The 14,097-nt window shown below is 73.4% G+C and carries 12 protein-coding genes; 1 reads left to right on the plus strand and 11 read right to left on the minus strand.

What is annotated here, in order from left to right; genetic code table 11:
* Window positions 1–47 precede the first annotated feature (47 nt).
* From A6R01_RS17760 to A6R01_RS17780, 5 genes are all read right to left on the minus strand, one after another.
* The gene (locus A6R01_RS17760) at window positions 48–2,684 is read right to left on the minus strand and encodes an FtsX-like permease family protein (RefSeq protein ID WP_292608831.1); all 2,637 of its coding nucleotides are present in this window, start codon (window positions 2,682–2,684) and stop codon (window positions 48–50) included.
* Window positions 2,681–3,415 (minus strand): ABC transporter ATP-binding protein, encoded by a 735-nt coding sequence (locus A6R01_RS17765; RefSeq protein WP_292608834.1) that lies wholly within the window; start codon window positions 3,413–3,415, stop codon window positions 2,681–2,683. The genes A6R01_RS17760 and A6R01_RS17765 overlap by 4 nt, the downstream gene beginning before the upstream one ends.
* On the minus strand, window positions 3,412–3,579 hold the full coding sequence (locus tag A6R01_RS17770) for a hypothetical protein (protein ID WP_292608837.1): 168 nt from the start codon (window positions 3,577–3,579) through the stop codon (window positions 3,412–3,414). Before A6R01_RS17770 ends, A6R01_RS17765 begins: the two co-directional genes overlap by 4 nt.
* Window positions 3,576–4,172, minus strand: a complete 597-nt coding sequence (locus A6R01_RS17775; RefSeq protein WP_292608840.1) for a PadR family transcriptional regulator — start codon at window positions 4,170–4,172, stop codon at window positions 3,576–3,578. Before A6R01_RS17775 ends, A6R01_RS17770 begins: the two co-directional genes overlap by 4 nt.
* A gap of 240 nt (window positions 4,173–4,412) precedes the next feature.
* On the minus strand, window positions 4,413–7,418 hold the full coding sequence (locus A6R01_RS17780; RefSeq protein WP_292608843.1) for a S8 family serine peptidase: 3,006 nt from the start codon (window positions 7,416–7,418) through the stop codon (window positions 4,413–4,415).
* A 251-nt stretch (window positions 7,419–7,669) separates the two neighbouring features.
* Here A6R01_RS17780 and A6R01_RS17785 point away from each other — a divergent pair, with 251 nt between their 5' ends.
* Complete coding sequence (locus A6R01_RS17785) at window positions 7,670–8,440, plus strand: SDR family oxidoreductase (protein ID WP_292608846.1); 771 nt, start codon at window positions 7,670–7,672, stop codon at window positions 8,438–8,440.
* On the opposite strand, the gene A6R01_RS17790 is transcribed toward A6R01_RS17785, so the two are convergent.
* The 6 genes from A6R01_RS17790 to A6R01_RS17815 form a co-directional block, all read right to left on the minus strand.
* Window positions 8,424–8,969 (minus strand): hypothetical protein, encoded by a 546-nt coding sequence (locus A6R01_RS17790; protein ID WP_292608849.1) that lies wholly within the window; start codon window positions 8,967–8,969, stop codon window positions 8,424–8,426. The two genes, A6R01_RS17785 and A6R01_RS17790, sit on opposite strands and share 17 nt — an antisense overlap.
* Window positions 8,970–9,065: 96 nt before the next feature.
* Window positions 9,066–10,136: a VanZ family protein gene (locus tag A6R01_RS17795; RefSeq protein WP_292608852.1), complete on the minus strand. Its 1,071-nt coding sequence runs from the start codon at window positions 10,134–10,136 to the stop codon at window positions 9,066–9,068.
* Window positions 10,137–10,217: 81 nt separating this feature from the next.
* Window positions 10,218–10,886, minus strand: a complete 669-nt coding sequence (locus A6R01_RS17800; RefSeq protein WP_292608855.1) for a histidine phosphatase family protein — start codon at window positions 10,884–10,886, stop codon at window positions 10,218–10,220.
* Between the two features lie 30 nt (window positions 10,887–10,916).
* A complete protein-coding gene (locus tag A6R01_RS17805) occupies window positions 10,917–11,987 on the minus strand; it encodes a phosphotransferase family protein (RefSeq protein WP_292608857.1) in 1,071 nt (356 codons plus the stop codon).
* Window positions 11,984–12,814, minus strand: coding sequence for an SDR family NAD(P)-dependent oxidoreductase (locus tag A6R01_RS17810; protein ID WP_292608859.1), 831 nt, complete (start codon window positions 12,812–12,814; stop codon window positions 11,984–11,986). The genes A6R01_RS17805 and A6R01_RS17810 overlap by 4 nt, the downstream gene beginning before the upstream one ends.
* Window positions 12,811–14,091 carry an acyl-CoA dehydrogenase family protein gene (locus tag A6R01_RS17815; protein WP_292608862.1) on the minus strand — a complete coding sequence of 427 codons (1,281 nt, stop codon included), beginning with the start codon at window positions 14,089–14,091 and terminating at the stop codon, window positions 12,811–12,813. Before A6R01_RS17815 ends, A6R01_RS17810 begins: the two co-directional genes overlap by 4 nt.
* Window positions 14,092–14,097: the final 6 nt, after the last annotated feature.

The raw sequence follows: 14,097 nt of genomic DNA on the forward strand, positions 1-14,097 counted from the left end.
ACCGGCGCAAACTTCCGGAAGGACGCGCCGGGTCGGCGTCTCATGGGTCAGTCGAGGCGGGCGGTGAGGGGCAGGCGGGAGCGAGCGGTGACGCCCACCAGCGCCGCGGTGAGCAGCGGCAGGCCCACGACCACCCCGAGGACGAGCAGCCACGGGACGTCGAGGTAGTGCGACGGCCCCACCGCCCGCCCCGCCCCGTAGTAGTCGTAGGGGCCGGTCAGCGGGTAGGTGATGGCGATCCCCGGCACCGCGCCCACCAGCGCTCCGAGGACTGCTCCCACGAACCCCACGACCAGCGCGTACGCCGCCGCGACCGAGCGTCGGGTGCGCGGCGTCGCCCCGACCGCCGACAGCGTCGCCAGGTCGGGTCGCGCGTCGGAGAGCGCCAGGAACGTCGCGGTCAACGTGCCGCCGAGCATCAGCACGGCCCCGAGCCCGCCGAGCACGAGCTGGGCGATCATCGTCTCGTCGTCGGTCTGGTAGCCGCGCTCGACGTAGAAGCTGGCGCTGCGCGCGATGCCCGAGACGGCCTCGTCGATGTCGGTGGCCTCGGCGGTCGAGAGCGGACCGGGCAGGTAGAGCGCCGCTCCGACGACCTCCGCGCCGAGCTCCTCGGCCGCCGCCGGGGACAGCACCCCCTGGGCCGGCGGGAAGTCCGCCTCGGGAGTGACGAAGTACGCCGGGAACTCGACCCTGGTCGACCGCCGCTCGCGGCCGTCGTGCCGGATCAGGCGCACGCGCGCCTCCTCCGCCTCGAGGGCCCGGTCGCTGAACGCGACGACCCCGCCGCGGGCGAGCACGGCATCGGCTGCCGCCCGCTGGTCGTCATCGAGACCGATCATGGCCGCGGGCACCGCGTCACCCACCAGCATCGAGGAGCCGAGGGTGCTGTTCCACCCGGTGAGGATGCGGCCACCGTCGGGGCCGGTGACGCGGACCTCGTTCCGGCGCCGCCCGCTGTCACGGATGCCGAGGACCCGCTCGACGGTGACGTCGGGTGCGACCTCGGCCACCCGCCTCGCCATGGCGTCCAGGTCGGGGCGTCGGCGGTAGTCGACGATCGCCGCGGCGTCGTCGGGGAGGGTCGCGGTGTAGCCCTCGCGGTTCTGCGCCTCGTCGCTGGACACCGCGATCCCGAGGGCGACCACCCCGGCCACCGTGGCCGCGACCGCGGCGACGGCCGGCACCGTGCGGGTGCGGTGCCGGGCGGCATCGCGGGCCGCGAAGCGCAGCGGCAGGGGCAGGCGTCGCGCCAGCCGGGCCACCACACCGACCACCACCGGCGCCAGCAGGATCATCGCCAGCACGCAGACGATCGCCGAGACCGCGATCGGGATCTCGCCACCCCCCGAGGTGCCCTGCGCCCCGCCGTACGTCGCGCCGGCGATGCCGGCGCCCATCAGCACGAGGCCGAGCAGCGGGCTGCGGCGCGAGGGCTTCGGGTCGCCCCGACGCCCGGCCAGGACGGCCACGACGTCCTGGCGGGAGGCCAGCCAGGCCGGCACGGCCGCGGCGAGCACGGCGCTGACCAGGCCGAACGCGGCCACCGCCGCGAGGTGCGTCGGCACCACGTCGTAGGGGCCGAACCGCTGGCCGGAGAAGCGCTGGACGCCGGGCATCACCGCCCAGGCGAGGACCAGGCCCAGGACCACCCCCAGCAGCGCGGCGACCAGACCCAGCACGACACCGGAGGCGAGCACGACCCGGCGCGCCTGGGCCGGCGTCCCGCCGGCTGCCGCCACGAGCGCGAGGGTGCGGGCCTGGCGGCGGGCACCGACCGCGAACGCCGGGCCGGCGAGCAGGACGACCTCGATCAGCACCATCACGACGATGAGCACCAGGATCGTCAGGGCCGGCCCGGAGAGCAGGCTCTGCCCCCACTGCACCTCCAGGGGCAGCTCGCTGTCGGGCGGCGGGTCGGCGAGCACGGCGCGGGAGACCACGGTGGCGCCGAGGCGGTTGAGCGCCAGGACCTCGTCCCAGGTCACCGGCTCGCCGCCGACGACCCACCGACTGGGCTCGCCGAGGTCGAAGGTGCCGGGCAGGGCGAAGGCGCGGGCGTAGTTCGTGTAGGAGCCGCTCTCGGCGGTGCCGACGACGCGCAGCTCGGTGCCATCGCGCAGGCTCAGGGCCTCGCCGGGGCCGCGCTCGAGGAGGTCGGCGTTGACCAGGACCTCGTCGGTGCTCGTCGGCCAGCGCCCGTCGGTGAGGTCCACGAGGCCGGCCGCGAGCGGATCGGTCAGGTCGGCCTCGAGCACCTCGACGTCACCGACCCCCAGCTCGGTCTCGTAGGCGACGGAGCCCTGGGCGTAGGTGATCGCCGGGCGCGGCCCGAGGACCTCCTCGACCGCCTCGAGGGTCATGGCATCGCGGGAGGCCCCGCCCCTGGTCCTGCTCTCGACCGCCACCCCGTCGTCGGGGTCGGGCATCTGGAAGACCGTCGAGCCGGCGCCGTACCCGGCGTCCACGAACGCCTGCCCGCCCCCGACCCGGCGCTCGACGACCTCGACGCCGGAGATGTCGGCGGTCGCGTAGACGGTGTCGGCGATCGACACCGCGGCCACCGGCAGGGCGATCATGAGCAGGGTCAGGAGGCTGCGACCCCTCGACCGCATCGCGTCGCGGCGGGCCAGCCGCAGGGCGAGCGACCACCCGCCCCTTCTGCCCGAGAGACGGCCGCTCACGCGTGCCCGGCCTCGAGCAGGTCATCGACCGGCGCGCTGCCGGACTCGTCGACCACCACGCCGTCGCGCAGGAACACCACGCGGTCTGCCCACGCGGCGTGCCGCGCCTCGTGGGTGACCAGCACCCCGGCAGCGCCGGCGTCGCACCGGGCACGCAGCAGGCGCAGGATCTCCTCGCCGGTCTCGGTGTCGAGCGCGCCGGTCGGCTCGTCGGCGAGCACCAATCGCCGCTCCCCCACGATGGCCCGGGCGATGGCCACGCGCTGCTGCTGGCCGCCGGACATGTCGTCGGGGAACCGGTCGGCGAGGTCCGCGATGCCGACCTCTTCCAGCGCCGCGAGCGCGTCACGCCGGGCCTCGCCCGACCGCACGCCGTCGAGCTCGCGCGGGAGGGCGACGTTCTCCGCGGCAGTCAGCGCGGGCACGAGGTTGAAGCCCTGGAAGACGTAGCCGACGGAGGTCCGACGCGTCCGGGCGCGCTCGGCGTGGCTCAAGCCGACCAGGTCGGTGCCCTCGACCTCGACCGACCCCGACGTGGGCTGGTCGAGCCCGCCGGCGATGGTCAGCAGGGTCGACTTGCCGGACCCGGAGGGGCCCATCACGGCGACCAGCTCACCGGCGTACGCCGTGAAGGAGACGCCGCGCAGGGCGTGGACGGCGGCCTCGCCGTCGCCATGGACGCGGTGGACGTCGGTCAGGCGCAGGACGGGGGCGGTGGCCTTCGTGCTCATCGGCCGCCCTCCCCGTCCGTGGCCGACAGGTCGGGCCGGTCGGCGCGGGCCAGCCTCCGCTCGAGCGCGCGGCGGCGGAGCCGGTCGGCGCTGCTGCGCAGCCAGCGGTCCTCGGTGCGGGCCAGGTCGCGGGCGGCGGTGCTGGGCAGGGCGCGGGGGGTCATCGCGCACCCCCGGCGGCCGAGCCCTCGCGGGCCGCGCGACGAAGCCGCGCCTCGCAGTGGTCGAGCCAGCGGATCTCGGCCTCGGCGGCGAAGACCAGCGAGTCGAGCACCAGACCCCAGGCGAGGTCGGCGCGCTCCTGCTCACCCCCGGCCTGCCGCTTGAGCCGGGTGTAGTCCTGCAACGCCTGCATCGAGGCGCTGCGCTGACGCTGGATCAGCGTGCCGACGTCGACACCGGGCACCGTGACCGCGAGCGCCAGTTTGATGGCCAGCTCGTCGCGGGCCGGCTGGGACCGGGTGACGGGGGTGGTGAACCAGGTGGCCACCTCGTCGCGACCGGCGTCGGTGAGTCGGTAGCGCACCTGGGTCTGGGTGGCGGTCCGCGTCGCGTCGTCACCGTCGGGCCCGGCGGTCTCGTCGTGGGCGGCGGGCTCGACCAGGCCGTCGCGCTCCAGGCGGGTCAGGGTCGTGTAGACCTGCCCGACGTTGAGCGGCCAGGTGCCGCCGGTGCGGGCCTCGAACTCCTGGCGCAGCTGGTAGCCGTACATCGGCTCCTGCTCCAGCAGTGAGAGCAGCGCGTGCTTGACCGACATCGGCCCACCTCCCGAGCGTGGGGAGGCCAGATGCCTACCCGGTATGCACGAGCGTACGCCGACACATACTCGGTATGCAACCTCGATCTGCAGGGGCCGACCGTCCCCCGCCACGCCCCGTGCCGCCATCGGCACGGCCCCGGAACCAGGACAGGGCGGCGATCCGCGTGGATCGCCGCCCTGCCTCAGGTCACCGGGTCCCGAGACGGTTGCTGCGCAACCTCCTCGACCGCCCGGACGTCACTCGGTGGTGTCGACCTCCAGCACGGTCGGCGCCAGGGCGCCGGCGTACTCGAGGAGACCGAGGTAGCGGGTGCCGGCCTCCAGGCCGGTCCAGCTGACCTCGAAGGTCGTCTCCTCGTTGGCGGTGGTGAGGACCGGGTTCGGGGCGACGGTCAGGTCGCCCTCGCCCTCGGGGGTCACCAGGAAGGTGTCCATCACGAACTCGATGGGCGAACCGGCCTCGCCGGCGGCGTACCCGTCGATCTCGTAGTAGTAGGCACCCGGGGCCGGGTCGGTCAGGTCGACGCGCTCATCGGCCGACCCGGTCGCCGACTGGCCGGCCAGCGCGTAGATCGTCGACGGGTCGCAGGACTCGGCCGCGTAGACGTAGAGGTCCAGGTCGGCGGTGTCGTCGACGGCGTCGAGGTCGAAGCGGGCGTGGTCGACGCCCTCGGGGACCTCGATGCAGTCCGAGAGGACCTGCTGGCCGCCCTCGACGGCGCTGTCCAGGGTCATCGCCTTCGCCAGGCCCTTGGCCACGACCTCGAGCTCACCGTCCTGGGCCGGGGTGACGGTCACGTCGGTGGATCCCTCGGTGCCGGTGCCCTCGGCGGACAGCGGCGCCTTGACCGAGACCGGCCGCAGCGCCACGGGGATCCGCAGCTTCGTGGGACCGGACAGGACGATCTTGCCGAACGCGAACTCCCCCAGCGGGGCGTCGGTGCGGGTGAAGGTCACCGGCAGCTCCTCGATGTCACCGACGCGGCCGGCCACCAGGGTGGCGGGGGCCTCGGCGGTGAAGCCGGGCATGTCGACCCGGACGTTCCAGGTGCCCTTCATCGAGGACTGCAGCGTCCGGGTGAAGGACGCGGAGCCCGCGACCTGGCCCTGCGCGATCGACGGCAGGTTCAGCTCGGTCGGAGCCAGCGCCGGCACGCCGGTGTCGAGGCCCTGACCGGTGAGGAACCCACGCCACTCCCGCGCACTGGAGCTGATGAACCAGCCCGGGTCGAGGAACTTCTTCGGGTTCACGATGCCCGCGCCCTGGGCCAGGGCGTCGGTGCTCTTGGCGCCGTCGGAGTCGCGGGTCGGCTTGGCGGTGGTCATCATCGCCGACTGGATCTCCTGCGGGGTCCAGTCCGGGTGCAGGCCCTGCATGAACGCGGCCAGGCCGGCGATGTGCGGCGCGGCCATCGACGTACCGGAGTAGAGGTCGTAGTCGCGGTCGGAGTTGGTCGGCGGGGCGACCGCCGCGAGCACGCTCGAGCCCGGCGCCGCGATGTCCGGCTTGAGGATGTCGGACTCGTTGGCGACGGCGGGACCGCGGGAGGAGAAGCCCGAGACCTGCGGCAGCGGCGTCGTCTTGTCGGTGCGGTTGCCGAGCGCGAAGCGGGCGGCGGCGTCGTCACCGGCGGACTCGAGGTAGGCGTAGACGGCCTCGCCGGCCACCTCGTCGACGTGGATCGTCGGGATGACGTGGAAGTCGGCGTCGAGGCTGTTCTCGCTGGGGTTGACCAGCACGCTGGCCACGCCGCCGGCGCGGGCGACCTCGGCGGACTTGTCGACGCGGGCGTAGACGCCGCGCTTGCAGACCACGATCAGGCCCTCGGCCAGCGCGGGGTCGAGGGTGTCGGCCGCGCAGAGCTCGGCCTCGGCGGGGTCGGCGCCCTCGAGGGCGACGTCCTTGGCGTCGACCAGCGGGGTGCGCGGGATCTTGGTCCCGGCGATCGAGGCGCCGGCGAACTTCTGGCCGTCGCCGAGCACCAGGGTGTTCTCGAAGTTCACGTGCGTGGTCGAGGCGACCGTCGTCAGCCACGGGCTGTTGTGGGCGACCGTGGAGGCGTCCGGGCCGGAGTTGCCGGCGGAGGCGGCGATGAAGACACCGGCCTCGGCCGCACCCTCGAAGGCGACCTCGACGGCGTCGACGACGGTGTCGGTCGCGCCGGAGATGGAGTAGTTGATCGAGTCCACGCCGTCGGCGACGGCGTCGTCGATCGCGTCCAGGCTGGCGCTGGTGTAGCAGCCGCCCGAGTTCGGGTCGGTGTCCTCCCAGCAGACCTTGTAGATCGCCAGCGCGGCGCCGGGCGCCATGCCCGAGAGCTTGCCGAAGTCGCGGCCCTCGACGCTGACGTCCTTGACCAGGGCACCGGCCGCGGTGCTCGCGGTGTGCGTGCCGTGGCCGTCGCCGTCGCGGGCGGAGAGGAACTCGGTCTCGGCCTTCTCGGTGTCGGTGGTGGCGATGTCCTCCTCGAAGGCCTCGGAGTAGTAGCGGGCGCCGACGACCTTGGTGTTGCAGATCGGGTCGGGCATGCCCTCGCCGGTCTCGCAGGCACCGTTGAAGACGCCGCCGTCGGCCTTCTCCATCCGGGTGCTGCCGTCGCCGGACATGGTGATGTCCCACTTGGTCTGCGGGGCGGAGGTCAGCTGCTTGCCGGCGAAGGAGGGCGACTCGGGCCAGTAGCCGGAGTCCAGGATGCCGACGACCGTGCCGGCCCCGGCCTTCTTGCGGTTGCCCGACTCCTTCCAGGCACCCCGGCGGCCGGTGAGGCCGAGGGAGTCGGGGGTCTCCCAGGTGTCCATCTCGCGCTTGACGTCCTTGGTGACCAGCAGCACGCGGCGATCGGTGGCCAGGTCGAGGGCCTCGTCGGCCGACAGCTCGGCGACGAAGCCGTTGCTGGCGACGGTGAAGCTGGACAGCACCTCGGTGCCGACCTCGCGGGCCAGGCGGTCCTGCTCGCGCTCGAGGTGGCGGCGGTACTGGGTCGAGGCCCGCGAGTCGGCGCGGAACGCGCCGCCCTCGGTGGGCCGGGTCGCCGGGTAGCGGGAGTCGTCACCGGCGTACGACGCGGCGGGCGCCTCGCGCAGCAGGACGACGTAGCGCCCGGAGTCGTAGGTCGTGGGCCCGGTGGGGTCCTCCGCCGCCTGCGCCGTCGGCATCGCTGCCGCCAGCCCGGTGACGAGGAGCCCGGTCGAGGCGAGGCCGAGCGCGCGCGCACGCGACCCGCCGAAGAACTTCTTCGACACGGATACTTCCTTTACCGAGATCAGCCCCCGCGCGCCGGCACCCTCCGGCCGGACGTGAACACGAGGCGTTCAGCACCCCACGCCCTCGCGCCGGAAAAAGCAAGGGTCTTACCGAGCCAGGTCACAACAGTTACCTGTCCGAGACCAAGAGGCCGGACGGTCTCCCGGGTGGCCGGGGCGGTCTGCCGTATCGGCGAGACGCCGCGGAGGTGCGCCGATGCCGACGGGGACGGCTGCGCGAGGATGAGCCCATGACGACGACTGCCACCAGGACGCTGATCACCGGCGCCAGCTCCGGGCTGGGCGCCGAGATGGCCCGCCAGCTCGCCGCCCACGGGGAGGACCTCGCGCTCTGCGCGCGACGTACCGAGCGCCTCGAGGAGCTGCGCGCCGAGATCCTCGCCGCCCACCCCGAGCGCCGCGTCGCGATCGCCGCGCTCGACGTGACCGACCACGAGGCGGTCACCGCCGTGACGCAGGCGCTGCGCGAGGAGCTCGGCGGGCTCGACCGGTACGTCGTCAACGCGGGCCTCGGCAAGGGCGCCGCCATCGGCACCGGCCGCGCCGACGCCAACCGCGAGACCGCGATGACCAACTTCCTCGGCGCGCTGGCCCAGTGCGAGGCCGCGATGGAGGTCTTCCGCGACCAGGGTCACGGCCACCTGGTGATGGTGTCGTCGATGTCGGCGATGCGCGGGATGCCGAAGTCGATGACGACCTACGCCGCCACCAAGGCCGGTGTCGCCCACCTCGCCGAGGGCATCCGCACCGAGCTGCACGGCACCCCGCTGGCCAAGAAGATCCAGGTCACCGTGCTCTACCCCGGCTACATCGCCTCGGAGATGAACGAGAAGGTCCAGCAGTCCACCCCGCTGATGGCCTCCACCGAGAAGGGCGTGAAGGCGATGGTCGCGGCCATCGAGAAGCGGGTCGACTCCGCCTGCGTCCCGGCGCTGCCGTGGGCACCCATGTCGGTGGTGATGAAGCACGCCCCGCTGCCGGTGCTCAAGAGGCTGATCTGAGTTCCGCGGCATCGGCGAGAAGGCCCTCGAGCCGTCGCAGGTGTCGCTCCGCGGCTTCGGGATCGAGTGGCCCCGCTCGGCGGCTCATCGCCTGACGGGCACCCTCGATGGCCAGATGCATCAGCTCGGCGTCGAGCGCGTCCATCCAGGGCAGCTCGGCCCGAAGCTGCAGCTGCTCGCGGGTGCGCTGGTCCTGCACGATCTCGGAGAGCAGGTCGTCGCCCTCGGCGTAGGCGCTCCATTGGCACCAGATGCGCACCTCGTCGACCGACTCCCCGCCGGGGACCAGGGCCACCGCTCCGACACCGAAGCGCTGGGTGCTCGCGATCGTGTCGCAGGCGTAGTGGGTCGTGAGGCGGAGCAGGCGCTCGCGGCTCTCCAACTGGTGGAGGATCGTCGCAGCGCTGAGCCGAGCCTCCCGAGCGATCGCCCGTAGCGCCGGACCCCCGAGACCGTCGCGGAGCACCACGCGGAATGCGGCCCGGGCGAGGGTCGCGGTGCGGCTGGTCGTGTCGAGAGGTGCAGGCATGCCCACACCAGACCACGGTTCGGCCGTGGGCGTGACCGCCTCTCCACAGGGCCCTCGCCCGCCCCGTCTCGCCCGCCCACCCCCGCTCGGGAGTTGTCAAACGTTCGACAACTCCCGAGGGGGACCCCCGGCATCGGAGTGGGCGACGCGCAGCTCCAGGCCGGAGGCCAGGTGCGAGAGACCGCGGTGCTCGCGGGTCCAGAACGTCGCCACCACCGTGAGCACGAGGTACGCCGCCAGCAGCTGCCCCCGGAAGGGGATCGGTGCCAGCACCAGCCAGAAGACCGGGCCGATGCCGAAGGCCAGCTTGAGCAGCCGGCCCGGACCCGTCCACCAGCGGCGCGGTGACTCCGTGCGTACGGACACCACGATCTCGCCGACCGTGCGACCGAGGCCGAGCACGCACAGCGCCTGCACGGCGAACGGCACCGACCACTGCAGCAGCCACTGCTCGGCCCGGTGCGGGCCGGTGTCCAGGACGTAGAACATCAGCCCCCGCCAGGCGACGGCGACGGCACCGCCGAGCATCAGCACGAAGAGCGCGTCGCTCAGCATGCCGGCCATCCGGCGGCCCCAGGTGACGCGTGTGGGCAGCGGCGGCGGGGTCTCCGACCTGCGTCGCAGCACCGGCCACGACAGCAGTGCCCCGGCGAGCGCGCCGAGGGTGTTGACCACCAGGTCGTCGACGTCGAACCTGCGGTAGGCGCAGTCGTAGAAGCCCCACACACCCGTGCGCTGGGTCATCTCGATCGCCAGCGACATGGCCAGGCCCGACAGCGTCGCGACGACCACGCCGCGGCGCAGCACCAGGCGCACGAAGACGCCGAGCGGCACGAACAGCAGCACGTTGAGCAGCACCTGCTGCACCGCCGGGTCGCGCAGGAACACGCGCACCCCGTCGTCGGGCGAGCCCATCAGGCCGATCGTGCCGAGCAGGTCGGTCTGGGCCACCCGGCAGCGGAAGTCGCCGCGGTCCGGCAGCGGCAGCAGCGTGTAGGTCCACAGCGACAGCCCGTAGACCGCGCCCGTGATCAGGGTGGTCAGGTCGCCGGCGCCGAGCCGGCCGTCGCGGCGGTACTCGTAGGCCGCCACCGGGATGAACAGCACCACCGCCACCACACCGCCGAGCGCGACCGCGGTCAGCGCGTTGAGGGCCTGGTCGGACACGGCCGCAACCTACCCGCGCGCCCCCACCCCGACCCCACCCGCGGGCCACCCCGCCGGGCCCGCCCACCGGGCCCGCCGAGGTCACCGGTAGGTCAGCAGCTCCCCACCGAGGTGCTCGTGCTCGTTGAAGGTCAGCAACCGGGTGCCGCGCGGGCCGACGAGGACGCGGGTGACGCCGGAGTTCACGGCCACGGTGTTGAGCCGCTGCCAGGTCTCCGGCAGCCCGTCGCCGGACGCCCCGAGCAGGCCGGCCGCCACGAGGCCGACCACGCCACCGGAGGTCACCACGACCGCCGTCTCCCCGCTGCCCGCCCGTTCGACCGCGTCGGCCAGCGCCGCGGAGGCCCGGGCCTCGAAGTCGCGGAAGCTCTCGTCGTACTCCGAGTCGTTGGCTCCACCGGTCCACCGCGCGGTCGCCCGCTCGAAGAGCTCCTGGAAGGTACGCCGCTCCAGCTGGTGCGGGTCCGCGGGCAGGTCGGGGAAGCGCGCGATCACGCCGAGGTGGTCGAACTCGTCCCATCGGCCGTCCTCGTCGACCGGCGTCGCCCAGCCGGCGCCCTCGCACATCGCCTCGAGCGTCTCGCGGTGGCGACGCATCGTGCCACGCACCAGCGCTGTCGGGGCGACGCCCGCGGCCGCGAGGTGCGCGCCGAGGCGGCGCCCCTGCTCCCACCCGGTGGGTGAGAGCACGTCGTAGTCGTCGGCCCCGAAGGACGCCTGGCCGTGCCGGACCAGCAGCAGCTGCCCCATCAGTCGCCCCGTCCCATCAGGCGCTGCCCATCAGGCGGCCTCGCCGATCAGCCGGCGGCACCGCTGCTCGAGGTAGGAGACGACCTGGCCGAGCAGCGCGTAGGACTCGTTGGTCGTCTGCTTGTGCACGTAGCGGTACCAGATCTGCTGCGCGATCACCGCGAGCCGGAACAGCCCGAACACCTCGTAGAACACCAGGTCCCGCTCGCTCGGGGCGTGCCCGGTGGCGGCGCAGTAGCGGTCGACCCACTCGCGGCGGGTCCACATGCCCGGCGCGTTCGACGGCTGGCGGCGGAACAGCTGGAACAGCTCGTCGTCGTCGGCCTCGACCCAGTAGGCGATCATCGAGGAGAGGTCCATCAGCGGGTCGCCCACGGTGGCGAGCTCCCAGTCCAGGACCGCCCGGACGCCGAGGTCGTCGTCGAGCACGATGTTGTCGAGCCGGTAGTCGTTGTGGATCAGCACCTGCCCGACGTCGGCGGGCTGGTGCTCCTCGATCCACGCCAGCACGTCGGACCAGTCGCCGGTGTCGTCGGTGCGCGACCCGTCCAGCCGGCGGATCCAGCCGCGGACCTGGCGACCGACGTACCCCTCGCCCTTGCCGAGCGCGGCCAGCTCCGGCACCGCGGAGACGTCGACGGAGTGCAGCGCCACCAGCACGTCGAGCACCCGCTGGCAGAGCGCGTCGGCCACCTCGGGGGCGACCGGCTCCGGGAGGTCCTGGCGCAGGATCTGCCCCGGGACCTTCTCCATGACGTAGAACTCCGAGCCCAGCACGGACTCGTCGGGCTCGTGGCCGATCATCGTGGCGACGTACGGGAAGACCGGCGCGAGCGCGGCCTGGATGCCGTGCTCGCGACCCATGTCGTGGGCGCCGGCGGCCTTCGTGCCGGCCGGCGGGCGCCGCAGGATCAGGTCGCGGCTCTGCCCGTCGGTCGAGGCCGTCCGCACCAGGTAGGTCAGGTTGGACGCCCCGCCGCGGAACTGCTGGACCTCGGTCACCGGCCCCTCGCCGCGCTCGGCGAGCCACGCCGACAGGGCGTCGACGTGGAAGGCGTCCTCGTCGCGGACCGGCTTCGCGTTGTTGTCGCTGCTGCTCACTGCTCTGCCCCTGCGTCCGTTGTCTCGCCGGCCAGCTTGTCGAGACTGCGCGCCTGCGCCCGCATCACCGCGTCGTACGACGCCCGGTCGGTCTGCTTGAGCGCGACCGCTCCCCGTGCCGGCTCGTCGGGCACGATCAGCTCGTCGCCGGCGTCCAGCCCGGCGAGCACGGCCGCGGCGACCGACTCGGCGGTGATCGGTGAGTCGGTGACCAGGCGGGACATCACCTCGCCGAGGGCGGAGTCGGCGCCCTGCAGCGAGTCCATCAGGTTGGTGCGGAAGAAGCCCGGACAGACCGTGTGCGCGGTGACGCCGTGGGCGGCCAGCTCGTGCCCGGCGGTCTCGGTGAGCGCGACGACCGCGGCCTTGACTGCGTTGTAGGACGCCATGCCCGCGGGGTGCACGAGCCCGGCGAGGCTCGCGACGTTGACGATCGCGCCCGACCCCTGCTGCTTGAGCATCGGCACGAAGGTGCGCAGCCCGCGCACCATGCCGAACAGGTTGATGTCGAAGATCCACTGCCACTCGTCGTGGGTGGCCACGTCGAGCCGGCCGCCACCGGCGACCCCGGCGTTGTTGACCAGCACGTCCAGCCCGCCCCACGTCTCCTCGACGTGCGCGAGCGCGGCGGCCCAGTCCTCGTCGGAGGTGATGTCGAGACGCAGCACAGCCGGTCGAGCAGCGAGCGCCAGCGAGCGGGCGTCGAGACCGGTCCGATCCGTCCGCAGCACCCGGTCCCCCCGTGCCTCGAACGCGTCGGCCAGCGCGGCGCCGAGCCCGGAGGCCGCGCCGGTGATCAGGACCCTGCGGCCGTCGGCGGCGCTCATCGCTTCGCCCCGTACTTGCCGAGCTCCAGGCGCGCCACGACGCCCTGGTGCACCTCGTCGGGGCCGTCGGCCAGCCGCAGCGCGCGGGCGGCGGTCCAGGCGCCGGCCAGCGGGTGGTCGTCGGACATCCCGCCACCGCCGTGGATCTGCATCGCGAAGTCGATGACCTGCAGCGCCATCCGCGGCACCGCGACCTTGATCTGCGAGACCTCCGAGAGCGCGTTGAGCGGGCCTCCGACGTCGAGCTTCCACGCGGCGTTGAGGACCAGCAGGCGGGCCTGCTCGATGGCGATCCGGGCGTCGGCGATCCGCTCGCGGTTGCCGCCGAGGTTGGCCAGCGGCTTGCCGAAGGCCACGCGGTCCAGCCCGCGGCGGCAGGCCCGCTCCAGCGCCATCTCGGCCAGCCCGATGAGCCGCATGCAGTGGTGGATGCGGCCGGGCCCGAGCCGTCCCTGGGCGATCGCGAACGCCTCACCGGGGCCGGACAGAATGTTGCTGACGGGGACGCGGACGTCGGTGAACGAGACCTCCCCGTGGCCGATGGGCTCGTCGTACATCCCCATCGTCGGCAGCAGCCGCTCGACCTTCACCCCGGGGGTGTCCAGCGGGACCAGCACCATCGTGTGCCGGTGGTGGCGGTCGATGCCGGGGTCGTCCTCGAGGTTCTCCGGGGTGTCGCGCAGGCCCATGAAGACCGCGATCCGGCACTCGGGGTGCCCCACGCCGGTCGACCACCACTTGCGGCCGTTGATGACCACCTCGTCGCCGTGGACCACGGCGGTCGCCTCCATGTTGGTGGCGTCGGAGGACGCGACGTCGGGCTCGGTCATCGTGAACGCCGAGCGGATCTCGCCGGCCAGCAGCGGCTCCAGCCACTGCGCCCGCTGCTCGTCGGTTCCGTAGCGCAGCAGCACCTCCATGTTGCCGGTGTCGGGCGCGTTGCAGTTCATCACCAGGGGCGCGAGGTGGCTGCCGCCGGTGGCCTCGGCGACCGGGGCGTAGTCGACGTTGGTCAGGCCCTCGCCCCCGTCGGTGCCGAAGCGTGCGGCGTACTCCCCCGCGTGCTCCTTCGGCAGCCACAGGTTCCACAGGCCACGTGCCCTGGCCTCGGCCTTGAGCTCCTCGACGACCGGCAGCGGTCGCCACGGGTCGCCGGTACGCCGCTGCTCGGCCAGGTCGCGGAGGTAGTCGCCCTCCACGGGCTCGACCACGTCGCGGATGAACGCCCGGGTGCGCTCGGTGAGGTCGGCGGCCCGGGAAGACGGTGCGAAGTCCATGGCCGC

The organism is Nocardioides sp. REDSEA-S30_B4 (assembly GCF_001627265.1).
Classification (GTDB): Bacteria; Actinomycetota; Actinomycetes; order Propionibacteriales; family Nocardioidaceae; genus Nocardioides.

What these genes read in the sequence shown, in the direction of transcription:
- A6R01_RS17765 (WP_292608834.1), bottom strand. Translation starts at nt 3,415, where the DNA reads ATGAGCACGAAGGCCACCGCCCCCGTCCTGCGCCTGACCGACGTCCAC.
- A6R01_RS17770 (WP_292608837.1), bottom strand. Translation starts at nt 3,579, where the DNA reads ATGACCCCCCGCGCCCTGCCCAGCACCGCCGCCCGCGACCTGGCCCGC.
- A6R01_RS17775 (WP_292608840.1), bottom strand. Translation starts at nt 4,172, where the DNA reads ATGTCGGTCAAGCACGCGCTGCTCTCACTGCTGGAGCAGGAGCCGATG.
- A6R01_RS17785 (WP_292608846.1), top strand. Translation starts at nt 7,670, where the DNA reads ATGACGACGACTGCCACCAGGACGCTGATCACCGGCGCCAGCTCCGGG.
- A6R01_RS17790 (WP_292608849.1), bottom strand. Translation starts at nt 8,969, where the DNA reads ATGCCTGCACCTCTCGACACGACCAGCCGCACCGCGACCCTCGCCCGG.
- A6R01_RS17800 (WP_292608855.1), bottom strand. Translation starts at nt 10,886, where the DNA reads ATGGGGCAGCTGCTGCTGGTCCGGCACGGCCAGGCGTCCTTCGGGGCC.
- A6R01_RS17810 (WP_292608859.1), bottom strand. Translation starts at nt 12,814, where the DNA reads ATGAGCGCCGCCGACGGCCGCAGGGTCCTGATCACCGGCGCGGCCTCC.
- A6R01_RS17815 (WP_292608862.1), bottom strand. Translation starts at nt 14,091, where the DNA reads ATGGACTTCGCACCGTCTTCCCGGGCCGCCGACCTCACCGAGCGCACC.